Source organism: Niveispirillum sp. GW835-FHT14G11 (assembly GCF_058793615.1).
This window is the reverse complement of sequence record NZ_JBXAFZ010000007.1, coordinates 137,631-153,745: the sequence shown is the minus strand read 5'-3', so window position 1 is coordinate 153,745 and position 16,115 is coordinate 137,631. Positions and strand designations below refer to the sequence as shown.

Below are 16,115 nucleotides of genomic sequence, written 5' to 3'. Positions count from 1 at the left end.
TCAGCGCGATCCGAACGCGTAGCGCAGATTGATGCCGAACACGCGCGGCTGCGTGGTCGTGACGCTGGTATAGGTGCTGTTGGCCACCGATGCCTGGGTCCCGAAGGGGACACCGGTGGTGGTGGTTTTCAGCAGGGTGTAGGACGTCGCCAACGGACCATTGCTGCGCGACAGAACCGTGTTCTCCTTGGTCAGGTTCTTGGCGAACAGCGACAATTCCCAGGCCCCATCGGGATCGCGCAGGCCGAGATAGACATCCAGCAGCGCATAGGAACCGACATCGTCATAGGCGTTGGTCGGATCGTTCCGCGACTTTCCCTTCCAGGTGACCAGGCCCCGGACAAAGCCGTCGAAATTGCCGACTTCCTGGGAATATTCGGACTGGATGGTGCCGTTGAACGGGGCCGCGAAGGAGGAACGGTAGCTGACATTGCACGAGGCAACGTTATTGGCACCAACCGCGGCCTGCAACTGCGCCAGGGTCGGGGCAGCGGTCAGGTTGGCGTCCGGCACACCGTCCTTGTTCAGATCATTGCAGGGGATGGCGCCATCGCGGATTTCACCCTTGGCATAGTTCAATGTACCGGCCAGGAACCAGTTCTCCACCGGGCGGTAAACCACTTCGGTTTCCAGGCCATAGACGCGGACAGGAACGGCACCGGCGAAGTTGAACTGCGCCACGGCTTGGGCCAGACGCGGGGCCGTCGCCGTGCCGACATTGCTGGTATTGATGAAATACACACCATCACCGGCAACACGGTACGGATAATTGTCGAAATCCTGACGATAGGCCGAGGCATTGAAGGTCAGTCGCCGCTTCAACAGGTCGGACTTGAACCCGACCTCATAGGATGTGGACGTCTCCGGCGCCAGACGGACAAAGCTCTGTTCCAGGGCCGAGGGTGCCAGGTTGAAATCACCCACCACGAATACGCCGGGGCGCCAGGAGCTGGCGACACTGGCATAGGCCATGAACTCCTGGTTGAAGCGGTGCTTGGCCGAGGCGCTGAAGATGGTCTTGGTGAAATCCTCGTCACGATTGGCGAACGGGATCAAGGTCCCGCCGACATTCATCGTGGCCTGGTCCTCGTATTTGATCCGACGCAGACCGCCGGCCAGTTCAGTACCCTGACCCAGATGCGCCGTCAGATTGCCGAAGAAGGATGTTTCCTGGTTTTGGCTGGTGCGGATGATGGTGGTGGGAACCAGGCGCGAGCCGCCATTGATGAAGGCGGTACCGGTCGTGACCGGATAGACGCCGACAACCAGCGCTGTGGAACGGACAACGGTGGTCGGCGCATTGCTGCTGCGGGTGAAGTAGCCGGCGACATAGTCGAACATGTCGAAGAGACGTTCTTCGTTCTGCAGGCGGAATTCGTGGCTTTCGTTCTTCTGACGCGCCGCGACGGTCTGACCAAAGGTCAGATCGCCGACCGGTGCATTGTTGATGCCCAGCGTGTTCTTGCCGTCGAAGAAGTTCGCATAATCGTAATTCTCGACATTATCCAGCTCCTGCTTCACCCAGGAGCCGACATAGCTCAGGCGCTGTTCCGACAGTACGGCCGAGGCCTGCCAGTTGAAGATGTCGGTGGTCTGGTCGATATCGTAGGGCGCGTCGTAAATGGAACGGCGGTCGGACCCTTTAAGGGCCACCGGGCTGGCGGCGGCCGTGGCGGAGACGACGTTGAAGCTCTCATTCTGGATGAAATTGACCGTCTTATTTTCCATCCGCTGGTAACTGCCGTTCAGCTCCAGGAAATCCGTCGGTTCGGCCCGCAGGCTGACGCGGCCGCTTTCGGTGCGCGATTTCGGCTTGACCGAACTGTTCAGGCTGGTGACCTCGTTGGCGTCATTATCGTCATAGACACCGGCCACGCGCAGGGCCAGCTTATCCTCGATCAGTGGAACGCTGACACCGCCCTGGGCATTGTAGCTGTCACCCGTTGTGGCCGTCATGTTGACATAGCCGCCAACCTCGCTCAGGTCCGGCTTACGGGTGGCGATGGTGATGGAACCCGAAGGGGAGGCACGACCGCGCAGCGTGCCCTGCGGCCCGCGCAGCACCTCCACCTGCTGGATATCATACATCGACGCAAAGATGATGTTGGACGAGACCGGCGCATCGTTGAGATAGAATTCGACGGTGCCGTTATTGCCGCTGGCCACAAGATCATAGTTGACGCCGCGCATGGAAGCGGCAGCGCCCAGACCGTTAACGCTCTGGGTCATGGTCAGACCGGGTACGACCTTCTGAATGTCCGCTAGGTTGGTGACATTCAGCTTGTCCAGCGTTTCAGAGGTCAGCGCTTCCACCACCAGGGGGACGTCCTGGAGGGATTCGAACTTGCGCCGAGCCGTGACAACAATCTCTTCCAACGTGAAGGCGTCACTGTCGGCCGGCGGCGGGGCCGGCGTGTCGGCGGCATGGGCGATATCGGAATGGGCCAGCGCGATCAGGCTGACGCCCAGGCAAGCTTGGCGAAGATGACTTCCCCTCACGTTTTCCTCCCCCTAGAAGGCAATGATTTTGCAGAGGCCGTGACGGCGCTCTTGTTTTGTTGGCCAGTGAAGCATTGGCCCGGCGACCCTGCCCGGGTCAAACCCAATTGCCGGCTTCGCGGCAGCACCGCCTGGATATCGCGACCGCGATTTAAAGGCTTTGAATGCCCCGCACAGGTCCAGTCAAGCGGGCCTGCACCTGGAGGAATGCCGGACCATTTCCGACATATCGGGGCAGCGATATAAGGATGCCGGCGCGCCCGCCGGTCCCTTGGCAGGTGATACGGATGGGGCACGATGCTATGACGATGCAGCAACGGATATCGTGGCCAGCGACAGCCCGGCCACCGGAAAGGGAGAGTTTGGAGTGCCGACCCTGATTGTCACCACGCTCGACGGCACGAACCATTGTGTGGAGGCCGCGGCCGGCCGGCCTGTCATGGAGATCATCCGAGACAACGGGTTCGATGAGATGCTGGCCCTGTGCGGCGGCGCCCGGTCATGTGCGACCTGCCATGTGCATGTCGATCCCGCCAAACTGCCCCTGCTGCCACCCATGTCGCCGGACGAGGATGAGTTGCTGGACAGTTCCAGCCACCGACAGCCCAATTCCAGGCTTTCCTGCCAGATCATCTTCAAGGATGCGCTGGACGGTCTGCGCGTCGCCATCGCGCCGGAAGATTGACCATGACCCGGACCTTCGACACCATCATCGTGGGCGGCGGCCATGGTGGTGCCCAGGCAGCGGCGCTGCTGCGCCAGCAGGGTTTCACCGGCTCCATCGCCATCATCGGTGACGAACCCGAACTTCCCTATGAGCGGCCGCCGCTTTCCAAGGAATATCTGTCGGGGGAGAAGACCTTTGCCCGCATCCTGTTGCGGCCAGAAACCTTCTGGACGGAGCGCGACATCACCCTGCTGACCGGCACGCGGGTAACATCCATCGATCCGGTGGCCAGGAGCGTTACCGCCAATGGGGAGGCCATCTTCTATACCCACCTGATCTGGGCCGCCGGCGGCCGGCCACGCCGGCTGACCTGTGCCGGCCATGATCTGGCCGGCGTGATGACGGTGCGTACCAAGGCGGATGCCGATGCGATGAAGGCGGCGCTGGAGCGGATCGATGCCGCCGTCGTGGTGGGTGGCGGCTATATCGGGCTGGAGGCGGCGGCCGTCCTGACCAAGAATGGCAGGAAAGTGACGGTGCTGGAGGCAATGCCCCGCGTCCTGGCGCGCGTGGCGGGTGAACCCTTGTCCCGCTTTTACGAGGCCGAACACCGGGCCCATGGCGTGGATATTCGCCTGAACGCGCGCATGGACCATATCCTGGGCACTAATGGCCACGTGACGGGCGTGCAGATGGCCGACGGCGAGGTCATCGCCTGCCAGCTGGTCATTGTCGGCATCGGCATTATCCCGTCCGTGGAGCCGTTGATAATGGCCAGAGCGGCGGGGTCAAATGGTGTCGATGTCGATGCCTTCTGCCGGACCAGCCTGCCCGGCATCTACGCTATCGGTGACTGCGCCGCGCATGAAAACCCGCATCTGGACGGGCAGCGTATCCGCCTGGAGTCGGTACAAAATGCGAATGACCAAGCGGCGGTAGCCGTGAAGGCCATCCTCGGCAATCCTGTACCATACGAGGCAACACCATGGTTCTGGTCCAATCAATATGATCTAAGGCTGCAGACTATGGGCCTGTCCAGCGGCCATGACGATCTGGTGGTACGGGGCGAACCGGCAAGCCGCAGTTTCTCCATTGTCTATTTCCGACAGGGTCGGGTGGCAGCGCTGGATTGCGTGAATGCCACCCGCGACTATGTTCAGGGCCGGAAGCTTGTGGAATCACGGGCCAAGCTGAACAAGTCTGCCATTGCGGACGCTCGCATCGCTCTCAAGGACATCGCCGTCGCACCCTAATTCAGACGAACCGGCTACGCAATCAGGCAAAATTAGTGCCGAAGAGAGATAGAAAATTCTGGCAGAAGAACCAAACCCCCGCGAGTAATTACCTTGCATTGGTTTGGACCAGTGGCTTATCATTGTATTGTAAGTGGATTGATGTTTAATGATTGCGAACAAATACTTGAAATGCTCGCCTCGACCGATGGCATGACAATTTATCCATGAACATCTAACTTCGCAATTCCCTACGGCAAGGGACGCTTCTTCCCGTCCTATGGCCGAGAAGGGCTGGAAGCGGACGGGCGGTTTCCCCCAGGTCGCGGACAAACCAGCCGTGTTGTCACCTGTCCATCAACTCTTTGACTCCCCTCCCTTGGAGTGGTTTAGGAGCGCTTTCGTCAACCTGGCCGGTTCAGGTCGAGCCCACGTGAATTGTCGTCCGACTTGCGGTCCAGCATCATGCCGTGGGGATCGACCGCGACGCGACTGGGACGCGACCTGACATGGACAATGATGCGCTGCTCACCGTCGGTCAGCCAATGCCTGTCGGCATGCAATGTCCGGCCATCCTCGCCATAGACGACGATATCGAACGGCGCGTGCAAGGGGGCAGCGAATTCCAGGCCCGCGTCATCGACATGGAATTTGCGCCCGTTCACATTGATCCCCAACGCATAGCCGTCGGCCGTCCTGTGACTTTCCACCTTGGTCACTGCGACATCGTAAAACGTGATCTTCTCGAACAGATCGGTGATCAGTGGCTGATATTCGGGGCCTGCGACGGCTCGTAGTTCGCTGACCAGGGCCCGGGTCGTCGGCAAGGGTGGAGGGCGATTTCCATACTTGATGAGAAAGGCCTTGAGGGCGCTGTTCACGGGAGCCGCCCCGATGACGTGGCGCAGCGTGTAAAGCGCGATGCTGGCCTTGCCATAGGCGTCCAGCGAGGATTCGGCCCGGATCACGGGGCGGGCTTGTGGCACTGCGCGGCTGTAGCCGTCGAGATACTGGTCCCGTTGACGCGCCACATAGGATAGGGCGGCCTCCCTTCCCTGCATATGTTCGACGAGCATGAAGGATGAGAAGGTAGCCAGGCCTTCATTGATCACCTGCTGACCCTGGATACGCGGGCTACGGACCTGGCCGCCCCACCACATATGGGCCAGTTCATGGCCGGTGACGATGTCGGCTTGACCAGGCTGGAAAGCCAGCGTGAAGCCGGCCGTTTCAGGGTAGGAGACTGCGGCCGCCATGGCATGGACACGCTTGGAGTGACGAGGGTACTCAGAGATCCTGAACGTATCCGCAGGATAGGGGCCATATTCCCGGCTGTAATAATCGAGCCCGCGCTTCATCGTGTCCATGATCGTGGCCGCCGACCCGCCATGCCCGGGATCGTGGAACAGCTCCAGAGTTACCCCGTTCACCATGTCGCGCAGCACCTGATAGCGGGCCGAGGCAAAGGCGAGATAAATCGGGAAGAAACCTTCGTACCGGAAATAACGCCGGTCATCGGCCCGCCATTCGCCGGTCAGTCTGCCGGATGTCACCGCTGTCTGGTCGTCGGATGTGCTCAGCACGGCGGTGAAGTGCGCGGGAGCAAAGGCGTTTCCCGGATCATCCTGCGCCGCCCTGTCGTCAAGCGATGGTAGCGGCCTGGCCGGCGGCAGACCCTGCCGGGCGCGGGCGTCGGGATCGTCAAGCTCCCGCGCATGCAGATAACCCAGCATGGGCAGGATGTCTTCCCCTTCCACATTGCTGCCGTTCCCGGCGACGGCATTGCTGTCGATCGCGTTCACGAACCCGTCATTGCGCCAGGTAAAGTGCCATCTCCCGGTGATCGTCCCGCCAGCGGGCAGCGGCGTATCGAGTTGATAGCGCCGCACGCCAAGCACTTCGTCGCTTTCAATCAGTCGCGCGCCGTCCAGGTCCAGGCTGTCGACCGTGAGCAGGGGGTTGAAGGACAGGAACAACGTGGAGATCGGCGTTGCAGAGCGGTTCTGGAGTTCCATCGTTCCCCGGCTTTCAACGCGCCGCCTTGCTGGGAAGAAATCCACCGCGACGTCCAGGACGGTCAGCGTCGGGGAGGGCAGATCGGCATAGTGCCGGTATTTCCGCTCATGGTCGGCCGCCCGGACCTCCATGTCCTGGCTCGTCCGGTAGGGGTTAAGGATGTGGGTATTATAATAAATCCAGCTGCCACTGAGAAAGACGCCTGCCAGGACCAGGCCCCCGGCCAGCCGAAGGAGCCGCGTCAGCCGCGCCATACCGTCACCAAACCATCCGTTGTGGTGGCCGCGCGGTGCGACCATGACCGCGACGATCGCCAGAAGCGTCATGATGGCGGTCCAGTAGGCCATGAGCGACAGATGCCGTAAGGCAAAATGCCCGAACCCGTTCATGTCGGAATAAACGGGCATGGCAAGCCGCACATTGTAGAGGATGTTCTCCAGGCCCAAGGGCCGCAGGGAGACGCTGGCCACCACGGCGAAAAGGAACAGCAGCATGCCCAGCCAGCGGTTCGCCACCAACAGATGGATCAGCAGCGCCGGCACGATCAGCGTATAATGGTTGAAGCCATAGACGAAGAGGCCCTGCAGATAGAGGCTGGGCTGCAGGTCGGTAAACCCCTGTGCCAGTTGCAGGACCATAAAGGTACCGATCGCCGTGGTGAGCAACGCCGTGACCATCAGCACCATGGCCGCCAGCTTGGCGAACAACAGGGTCCCGGTCCGCACCGGGGAGGCATCGATAATGTCCGCCGCACGGGCCTGACGGTCGCGATGGGTCAGCAGGCCGGCATAATAGGCGATGGCCAGCACCATCTGCATGAACAGCCCCGTATCGAGAAAACCCACCAGATTGCTGGTCAAGGGGAGCTGCGGCCTGTCATAGGCGAGGGGCGACGGCGCCTGGAACCTGTCGACACAAGCGGCGATGATCAGAAGGGCTACGGCATGGAAGGGGGCTGAGCGCAGGATCGCGCCCATATCCATGCGCACCTGTGACAGGAACTGTCCCCAGGTTCCCGCGGCATCGAACGACCGCGTGAGGGGGACGGGTTTTATGGCGGGCAGGTTCGTGGGTCGGGAGCGTGGGGCCCGTTGCCACTGCCGGCCACCCGTTGAAAAGCGGAAGCGGATCAACGCCACCGTCAGCGCGCAACCTGCCAAGCCCAGCCACAGCAACCGGTTGATCCAGAAATCGCCGCCGGGAAGCCCGGACACCAGTTCCTGACGCGTCCAGAAGCGGGTGATATCCACGATGGCCACGGCACCGAACGGATCCAGCAGGCCGGGCCAGCCGGTGCCATCGGGTCCTGAATGCTGCAGACCGGTGATCGGGACCAGCAGCATGACCAGAGCCACGCAATAGGCGGCTGCCATGGACCGCGCGACCAAGGCGGTCGCACAGATCAGCGCGCCGACGATCAGCATGTTCGCCATGGCAATGGCAAACAGCGCATAGAGCCAGGGGGCGGCGGAAAATGGCAGAAGGCGCGCACCATCGACACCGGGCAGGACCAGACCGGCCAGAGCACCTGCCAGACCCGCCAGGATGGTGACCAGGGCCAGCATCATGCCCCCGGCGAAGCGTCCGCCGGCATAGGCGACAGGCGGGATGGGTTGCGTATGGAAGAGAGGGACCATCCTGCGTTCCCGGTCGCGCGTCACCGCACCGGCGACCAGTGCGATGGCAGGAAAGATCGAGAACAGGCTCAATGTCAGCGCGTTCTGGATGATGGCCAAGGCCGAATTATATTCCAGACCAGCCGCATCCTTGGCGGTCCCCAGGCCAATATCGATACCCCACTTGCGCGCGGTACAGAAATGAATGAAGGCCGTAATCACGGTCAGGCCCGCGAACAGGGCGGAGCGCCCCTGGAACCGCATCTCGAAAGCGGCGATGTCGATGAAGGCTCGCATGGGTCTACTCCGCCTGGATATCGAAGCCATGGTCGATCAGGGTCTTGAAATAAACATCCTCCAGCGTGGGCGCTGCCGCCGTGAAGCCGGCCGGCGCCTGGCCTGCCAGGATCCGCATCTCTGTGCGGCCCGCGAAGCGGCGGGTGGTGATGACCTGATGGCTGGCGCCCGGAAGGTCGGTCCCACCCTTGTCGACGATGCCGCTCCACAGGCTCCCCCGCAGTTCCGCCGTCAGGTCGCGCGGGTCACCCGTCTTTAGGATGCGGCCGCCGGCCATGATGGCGACGCGGGGGCACAGGGCCGCGACATCCTCCACAATATGCGTGGACAGGATCACGACCACATTCTCCCCCACTTCGGAAAGCAGGTTCTGAAACCGGCGGCGCTCCACCGGGTCAAGTCCCGCCGTGGGTTCGTCCACGATCAGGAGGTCCGGATTGCCCAACAAGGCCTGGGCGATGCCAAAACGTTGCCGCATGCCGCCGGAGAATGTATCGACGCTGCGCGTGCGCGCCTCCCACAGGTTGGTGCGCATCAGCAAATCATCGACGATGGCGCGGTTTGCTGCACCATGGATACCCTTCAGGGCCGCGAAATGGCGCAGCATCACCTGGGCCGATATCTTTGGATAGGTGCCGAATTCCTGCGGCAGATATCCCAGACGCCGCCGCAGGGCCATCCTGTCCTTGAACGCGTCGATGCCATCGAACCGGATCGTCCCGGCATCGGCATCCTGCAGGGTGGCAATCGTGCGCATCAGTGTCGATTTGCCGGCACCATTGGGGCCCAGCAGACCGAACAGGCCCCGCGGAATGTCGATGTCGATGCCATCAAGCGCGCGCACGCCTCCGGCATAGGTCTTTGACAGACCCGTGATGGTCAACATGGGGATGGTCCCTTCAGAGTGTGAGGATGAAGCCCGCCTGGGCTGCCGCCGCCAGCAGCGCAGTTATCCCAAAGGCAAGCCGCGCGGCGCCTTCTCTTCGCGGCACATAATGCAGCCACAAGACCAGGATGCTGCCCGCCGCGACAATGACACCCAGAACGGGGACCATCGGCCACAGGACCCGTTCATCCAGGTGATCGGGCGACCAGCCGGTCAGCGTCAACATCACGGACAGGATGATCGCGTTCAACAAAGCCACCGCCAGTCCCAGAACGCCGGCATCAAGCAATCGTGTTGTCAGGGCAGCGACAGCGATGATCGGCAACGCCATGATGACCGCCCTGCCGTGATCGTTGAGGAGCGGCGGCAGAAGGGCGCTAGGCCCGACACCAGCGATCACGCCGTGAAGTAGCTCGACGGCCATCGATGGCAGCAGCAGGCAAACAGCCAGGAAGCCCAGCTTACCGACCAGCAGCGTGGCGGGCGCGATGGGCCGTGTCCGCCAGTCGAGACGGATACCCGATGGCGCATCCAGTTGAATGGCCACGACGATCAGGATGATGTTCGCCCCGATGGAAAGGGTTTCCACAAGCCGGCCTGCCGGTCCCGGCAGACCCGCCCGCAGGAGAAACAGGGCGGCGCAGACCAGCATGAGTGGCCAGAGCAGCCGCACATCCTTGATGAAAATCGCCCGCATGGCGATGAACGGTCTGATCATTGCGCGAAATCCCCCCGTTGCGCCCGTATCAGGGGCACGGCCATATCACGCAGTGCCAGGGGGCGGATATCCAGCCCACCGATGCCGATGCCGCAGGCCGCCAATTGCTCCCGGAGAACCACCTCCGACACGAAACCACTGTCGATGAAACCCAGCGTGCGACCGGTACGGGTCGGTGTCAGCCAGCTTTCCGGCAGATTGCCCGGCATGTCCTGCATCTCACCCACCTGGACGCGCACATCGCGCATCCGGGCGGCAAGCGCGCCGGTTTCCTCCTCAAACAACAGCCGGCCATCGGCCATGAAGGCGACATGGGTGGCGAAACGGTCGATATCCGTGATCTCCTGCGTCGCCATCAGGATCGTGGTGTCGCCCGCCCGGTCGATCAGGATGTCCAGTACCTGTTCCCGGACATCCTGATCAAGCCCGCCCAGCGGCTCGTCGAGAATGAGCAGGGCGGGACGGAAAGCCAATGCCGCTGCAAGCTTCAGCTTCATGGCCGCACCATGGGACAGATGGTCGATCCGCTGTTCCATTGGCAATCCGAAATGCCGGCGAAGTTGCTGCTCCAACGCCCCGTCCCATCGCCCATAAAGGGGGCGGAGATAGTCGAAATAGGCCGAGACGCTCAGCCGGCCCGGCAGTATCTGGCTTTCTGCGGCATAGCCGATCCTCTGGAAATCCGCGGGCCCCAGGCACCGGCTGTCACGACCGAGTAATCGGGCCTCGCCCTTTGACGGCCGCAGGATATTGAGCAGCAACCGCAGCAAGGTGGTCTTGCCGGCACCATTGGCCCCCAGGAGGACCATGGCGGCGCCCGAGGGTACCTGCAGGCTGAAATCGCGAACCACCTCGCGTCCCGCGAAAGAGTGCGACAGGGCTGTTGTCTCCACGATCATCAGCGGACCTCCGTCTTGTCCAGTGCCGCCCAGCGCTCCGCGAGCACGCGTTGCAGATCATCCAGGGAAATCCCGGCACTCCTGGCCTCGACGACCAGGGGGTCGACCTTGTCGTTCAGCAGCCGCCAGGGATCGCCACCGGCCGGGGCCACGCGATGCGCGACAATGGTTCCGATACCCGGATGCACCTCAAGCCATCCCTCCCGGATAAGGGTCTGCACCGCCTTGTGCGCCGTGTTGGGGTGGATGCGCAGCGCCGCCGCCAGGGCGCGCACCGATGGAAAGGCGTCCCCTGGCAATATCTGCCCGCCGACAAACGCCCGGGTCGCGGCAAACACGACCTGATCGACGATGGGCTGGCCCGGTTGGAATTCAATTTGAAATGGTGTCATAAGCGAAATGTGACACATGTGACACCGAAGTCAAGAGATGAAATGGCGGTGCCAACTGGCCTACTTGGTTGGCGCCTTATGATGTTCGCGCACCCACGCGCGCATGGGCTTTCCGGACAAAGCGTTCGGCGAAATGGAAGGTTGGTTGTACCTTAGCCGTGGTCATCGACCTCTACTCCCGTCGTGTCGTTGGCTGGGCGGCCAGCGACCGAATGAAGAAAGATCCGGCGATAACAGCTTTGCTGCGCGCCATCGCCACTCGCAGACCAAATCCCGATCTGCTTCAGCATTTGGACATAAATGGACAATACCGTAATGATTAAGATCAAGAGCGAGATATTATTCAGTATATTGAAATCTTAACTGATCTTGAGAGCAGTTTTTTATCGAGATAACAGGCCGAATGTGCGATTGGCACTGTTATCCGGCGTGGAAAAGTGCCTCCACTAACGGGGCCACTTTTCCACGCCGGATAACACCACCCAACATGGTAAGCCTCAGAAACGGACCTTCGCGCCTGCCGTGAAGTAGCGGCCCCTGGGATCATCGCCCAGTGCGAAACCGTCACGCAGACCGGCGCGCGTCCCGTTGCCGGAGAAGGCACCGATCGGCGGCTTGGCATCGAACAGATTCTGGACATTACCGTAGATCTGCAGATTGCCGAACGCAGCCTTGGTATCCCAAGCCACATTGAGGCCAGTGGTGGCGAAGGAGCCGATATGGTTCTTCACCCAGAACTGGCTGGCATCGCCACCCAGCTTCATGGCATTGCGCCAGCGCTGAGAAATATCCAGGGTGACATTCTCCACCGGCTGGAACCGGAAGAAGGCGGAGAGGCGTATTGATGGCGTAGCCGCCATGCCCAGCGGACCAAAGGCAACCCCGCCCTGATCCAACGTCGCCACGTTGGGCTGCCGATAATAGACATGCGGCTGCCAAGCGGCCAAAACCCGGAACATCATCGGCCGCTCAAACAGTTCGGCCAAATAGTTCAGCTCCGTGTCGATGCCCCAGGTCTCGATCTCCGACAGGTTGATGTTCTTGGTCAGCCAACGGGTGACCGCATTGGCGGCAGAGCGGTCGGAGAAGCCATTGGGCCGTTCCTGCAGCAGGCAATAGGGCGAGGTGCCTCCACTGGCATAGCAGGCCTGTTGGTAGGCTGGGGTGGAGCCGGCGATTTGCGTCACTGCATCGGAAATGCGGATGCGGTAACCGTCCACCGCGATGTTCAGATCGGAACTAGGCTGCCAGACGATGCCGGCCGTCACGGTATTGCCGATCTCCGCCGTCAGGTCCGGATTGCCTTCATCCACCTGCGGCGTCGTCGGGCTGAGCCCCGTCAGCAGGTCGGTAGGGCGCACAGGAATGATCGTGGTGGGGGAGAACAGGTCGTAAAGGGTGGGTGCCCGGATATCGCGCGACCGCGTTCCACGCAAACGGACCTCATCCGTCACATGCCAGTCGATGCCCAGCTTCCAGGTCCAGTAGGTGCCGCTTGTATCATAATGGGTGTAGCGGGCAGCACCATTGACGTTCAGTGATTTCGCCAGCACGCTGTCCACCAGTAGCGGTGCATCGAACTCCACCGCGGCCTCATACACGGTCTGGCTGACGCCTGCCGTTTCGCCGAACACGGATTCCGTCAATTGTGTACCGGCGGTACAGTTGAAGCGGACACCGGTACAGTCCACCACATCGCCGGGCGTGGCGCCGCTTTCGGAACTGAAGGAAACCTTGCGCCATTCCGCCGACAGGGCGGCATTGAAGGGGCCGGCCCAGGTATCAAGGGGGCTTCCACCCACCTGACCGGCAATGTCGTCCATCACTGTTTTGGAATGGTATGCGATCGTATCGGTGACATAGCCGATTGCCTCCGCCGACGCCGCATTGGGGCCGAAGACATTCAATGGCACACACCCATTGGCCAAGGCCGGATTGGTCAATGTAATATTGCAAACCGTCTGGCCATTGGCTGGATTGACGACAGCATCCAGCGCCGACCAGAGCTTCTGTCGGTTAATGACATTGTTCAGGCTGGTGTCCAGCACCGCCTCGCCATGGGTATAGTCGACGGCCCAGTTGAAGCCCCCGGCCCGGCCATCGAAACCGCTCGCAGCGATAATTTGTTCCGAATCCGAAACGGCCTGGATACGCGGCACATCCGCCATGAACTTGCTGAAACGGAAGGTTGGCTGGCTGGCCGGGATCAAAGCCTGGATCTGGGGCGACAGGAAGGCATTGGTCCGGCTGATGGCAACGCCATTCAACTGGTTCGTTTCGGCATAAGAACTATTGGTCTTGAACGTCCCGGACAATTGCGCATAAGCATGGATGTCGCCGGTGACGTCGTAATCCAGACGGCCGAAAAGCTGATGACCTTCCAACTGCGCAATCAGGCCGCTATCCCAATAGCCACCATCGCCACCGATCTGGATGGCGGAAGTGCCGGTCGCCGTTCCGGCGACGAAAGGCGACAGAGTACCGTTGGTCTTGAACACCTGGCCCGCCAGAGCACCCGTGGTGATCAGACCGCCGAAGGGAAAATCCTTCTGCCGCAGGTTGGTCTGCAAGACATAGGGGCTGGCTGCGGTGCCCGCCCCCGTAACACCGACCTGATTCAGCCAGTCACGGTCGGTCCGGTTGTCGATCCCGCCCTCGTCGCGATACTCGTAACTGAACTCGACATGGGCTCTGTCGTTGATATCGGTGCCATAGGCCATGGCCGCGTTGAACTTTGTAGCGTCACCCTGTTCGGACACGCCATAGGAGACATCGGCGCGCAGCCCCTGGAGCTTGCGGTTGATGACATAGTTGACGACGCCGGTCATGGCATCGGAGCCATAGACGGCGGATACGCCGCCGGTCATCACATCCACCCGTTCCACCAGCAATTGCGGGATGATGTCGACATCCACCACACCATTGAACAGCGTTGGCGGCACGCGCTTGCCGTCCATTAGTACCAGCGTACGGGTGGGGCCGATATTGCGCAGGTTCAACTGATTGGCGGAACCATTGCCACCGGCGGCACTGCCAACCGTGGTCGGATTGCTGGCCGATCCGCGTGAGCCGGAGAAGACCGGCAGGCTGTTCAGCGCTTCTGCCAGGGTGGCCCCGGGCTGCGTGGTCAACAGATCGTCGGTACCGATTACAGTCACCGGCGACGGGCTGTTGGCGCCATCCTTGATGACGCGGGAGCCGGTGACGATCACCTCTTCCAGAATCTCAGCTGGACTGGTTGCCGTCTGGGCCGCGACGGCTTGAGTGATAATGAGCGCGCTTGCACCGGACAGCAGCGCAGAGGCCAGGAACCGCATCGACATCTCCTCCAGGATATTTGTTTTATCCGCCAATCATCTGTCATCATGCAGAGGCGGTTATGCGAATACGGCCTTATTATTTTCTCTGGCCGTTTCATCAGCTGTAACTTTATCTAATCCTAAAAATCAGCTTTGGCTGATCGATTTGGTTGTACAGCTTATTGGTTTAGTGACATCGGGGATGGCAGCCCATACCCGATGTCACCTTACGTCAAATGCACCGGTCCCTCGCCTGGGATCCGGGGCGCCCATTCAGCGCGCAGCAGGAAAACCACCGTCAGCGCGCCTAAGACCAGAAAGGCGAAGATCAGGGTCATGGGGGCCGCAAAAGATCCAGTCGCGTGCAGCAGCCAACCCGTCATCAAGGGGGAAACGATGCCCGCCAGAGCAACCGCAACATTCTGGATACCCTTCACCCGCCCCACAATGGGAGCCGGAATCAGGGTCAGGCTGCACAGGGCCAGATTATTGGCCGTCGTCAGGCCCAGGCCGGACAGGGAGGCCACATTCCAAAACAGCGCCTCCTCGACACTGTCGGCATGGGCACCCAGCAGAACCGTACTGGCCATGGCAAAGCCAGCGACGACAAAGACCTTGCGGATCAGAACTGTACGCCCATACCGCTTGATCAACTGGTCGGCGGCCCAACCCGACACCAGGGCCACAATGGCAATGCCCATGAAACTGAAGAAAGTGTAAAGCCCCATCTCCTTCAGCGACAGGCCCCTCTGTTCAACAAGATAGGCCGGCATCCAGGTCATGCAGAAGAAGGTAAAGTAATTGTAGCAGAAATAGACGACCAGCGTGCTCCAGATCAGAGGACTGGACAGGATGGATCGGAAGGGAACATCGGGGCCCTTCTTCTGCGACGGCGTCGCCGCCTCCGCCTTCCTGCCATCACGGGCCAGCAGCAGCCAGGGCGCCAGCCATAGCAGACCGCTCAGGCCGGTGATGATAAACATCAGTTCCCAATTGAAAGTAACGATCAGCCAAGCCGCCAGCGGCGCCCCGATGGCCGGCCCGAATTTCGCCCCCAGCATATAGAGCCCGACGGCCGTCCCGCTGTTTTCCGCCGCGAAATTCGTGCGGATCCAACGATAAGAAGCCGGGACCACCACCGCCTCCGCCGCCCCGATGATCAGGCGCATCAGGATCAATCCCCAGAGGGCCGGCATCAACCCGATCAGGGCCGAGGCCACGCACCAGACGGCGAAGCAGATCGCATAAGGCTTCTTCACGCCAAACCGGTCCACCACCCAGCCCATCGGTACCTGAAACAGGGCGTAGGACCAGAAGAAGGCGGAATTTATCCAGCCGCGATCCACGTCGGAAAGCTGAAAATGCTGTTTGAACGGCTCTATCGTCAGAGCAGCCGAAATGTTGATGCGGTCAACAAACGCAATCAAGGCGCCAAAGGCCAGAAGAGCCAGAATTATCCACTGCCGCATTGGGAACGCCTCGCCCTTGCCGGGTGGGGTCCTCTTTATATCTTCCAATTTCCTTCTCCCTGAACTGCTGGTGCAATCCTCCCACGAACCGGCGGAACAGGTCATCAGGCCTGTCCCGCCATCAC

Annotated in this window: 10 protein-coding genes and 1 pseudogene; 3 read left to right on the top strand and 8 right to left on the bottom strand. The window is 61.1% G+C overall.

Going from position 1 to position 16,115, the window contains the following annotated elements:
* On the bottom strand, window positions 1–2,499 hold the full coding sequence (locus AC1Q7F_RS14620; RefSeq protein ID WP_492508039.1) for a TonB-dependent receptor: 2,499 nt from the start codon (window positions 2,497–2,499) through the stop codon (window positions 1–3).
* 367 nt (window positions 2,500–2,866) lie between these two features.
* Here AC1Q7F_RS14620 and AC1Q7F_RS14615 point away from each other — a divergent pair, with 367 nt between their 5' ends.
* Complete coding sequence (locus AC1Q7F_RS14615) at window positions 2,867–3,184, top strand: 2Fe-2S iron-sulfur cluster-binding protein (protein WP_492508037.1); 318 nt, start codon at window positions 2,867–2,869, stop codon at window positions 3,182–3,184.
* 2 nt (window positions 3,185–3,186) lie between these two features.
* Window positions 3,187–4,419: an NAD(P)/FAD-dependent oxidoreductase gene (locus tag AC1Q7F_RS14610; protein WP_492508035.1), complete on the top strand. Its 1,233-nt coding sequence runs from the start codon at window positions 3,187–3,189 to the stop codon at window positions 4,417–4,419.
* Window positions 4,420–4,802: 383 nt separating this feature from the next.
* On the opposite strand, the gene AC1Q7F_RS14605 is transcribed toward AC1Q7F_RS14610, so the two are convergent.
* Genes AC1Q7F_RS14605 through AC1Q7F_RS14585 form a run of 5 tightly spaced genes read right to left on the bottom strand, consistent with a single transcriptional unit; the run spans window position 4,803 to window position 11,168 of the window.
* A complete protein-coding gene (locus tag AC1Q7F_RS14605) occupies window positions 4,803–8,327 on the bottom strand; it encodes a hypothetical protein (RefSeq protein ID WP_492508033.1) in 3,525 nt (1,174 codons plus the stop codon).
* 4 nt (window positions 8,328–8,331) lie between these two features.
* Entirely contained in the window at window positions 8,332–9,213 is an 882-nt protein-coding gene (locus AC1Q7F_RS14600) for an ABC transporter ATP-binding protein (RefSeq protein WP_492508031.1), read from the bottom strand.
* A gap of 13 nt (window positions 9,214–9,226) precedes the next feature.
* On the bottom strand, window positions 9,227–9,910 hold the full coding sequence (locus AC1Q7F_RS14595) for a hypothetical protein (RefSeq protein ID WP_492508029.1): 684 nt from the start codon (window positions 9,908–9,910) through the stop codon (window positions 9,227–9,229).
* A 17-nt stretch (window positions 9,911–9,927) separates the two neighbouring features.
* The gene (locus AC1Q7F_RS14590; protein ID WP_492508027.1) at window positions 9,928–10,830 is read right to left on the bottom strand and encodes an ATP-binding cassette domain-containing protein; all 903 of its coding nucleotides are present in this window, start codon (window positions 10,828–10,830) and stop codon (window positions 9,928–9,930) included.
* Complete coding sequence (locus tag AC1Q7F_RS14585) at window positions 10,830–11,168, bottom strand: GntR family transcriptional regulator (protein ID WP_492508025.1); 339 nt, start codon at window positions 11,166–11,168, stop codon at window positions 10,830–10,832. The genes AC1Q7F_RS14590 and AC1Q7F_RS14585 overlap by 1 nt, the downstream gene beginning before the upstream one ends.
* A gap of 187 nt (window positions 11,169–11,355) precedes the next feature.
* Between AC1Q7F_RS14585 and AC1Q7F_RS14580 the strand changes: the two are divergent.
* Window positions 11,356–11,533 (top strand): annotated as a pseudogene (locus AC1Q7F_RS14580) (DDE-type integrase/transposase/recombinase); the annotation flags it as partial.
* Window positions 11,534–11,719: 186 nt separating this feature from the next.
* Here AC1Q7F_RS14580 and AC1Q7F_RS14575 read toward each other — a convergent pair.
* Window positions 11,720–14,575, bottom strand: a complete 2,856-nt coding sequence (locus AC1Q7F_RS14575) for a TonB-dependent receptor plug domain-containing protein (protein WP_492508023.1) — start codon at window positions 14,573–14,575, stop codon at window positions 11,720–11,722.
* 173 nt (window positions 14,576–14,748) lie between these two features.
* On the bottom strand, window positions 14,749–15,990 hold the full coding sequence (locus AC1Q7F_RS14570) for an MFS transporter (RefSeq protein ID WP_492508021.1): 1,242 nt from the start codon (window positions 15,988–15,990) through the stop codon (window positions 14,749–14,751).
* Window positions 15,991–16,115 lie beyond the last annotated feature (125 nt).

Coding starts and splice junctions, on each gene's coding strand:
- AC1Q7F_RS14610 (WP_492508035.1), top strand. CDS start 3,187: ATGACCCGGACCTTCGACACCATCATCGTGGGCGGCGGCCATGGTGGT.
- AC1Q7F_RS14605 (WP_492508033.1), bottom strand. CDS start 8,327: ATGCGAGCCTTCATCGACATCGCCGCTTTCGAGATGCGGTTCCAGGGG.
- AC1Q7F_RS14600 (WP_492508031.1), bottom strand. CDS start 9,213: ATGTTGACCATCACGGGTCTGTCAAAGACCTATGCCGGAGGCGTGCGC.
- AC1Q7F_RS14595 (WP_492508029.1), bottom strand. CDS start 9,910: ATGCGGGCGATTTTCATCAAGGATGTGCGGCTGCTCTGGCCACTCATG.
- AC1Q7F_RS14590 (WP_492508027.1), bottom strand. CDS start 10,830: ATGATCGTGGAGACAACAGCCCTGTCGCACTCTTTCGCGGGACGCGAG.
- AC1Q7F_RS14570 (WP_492508021.1), bottom strand. CDS start 15,990: ATGCGGCAGTGGATAATTCTGGCTCTTCTGGCCTTTGGCGCCTTGATT.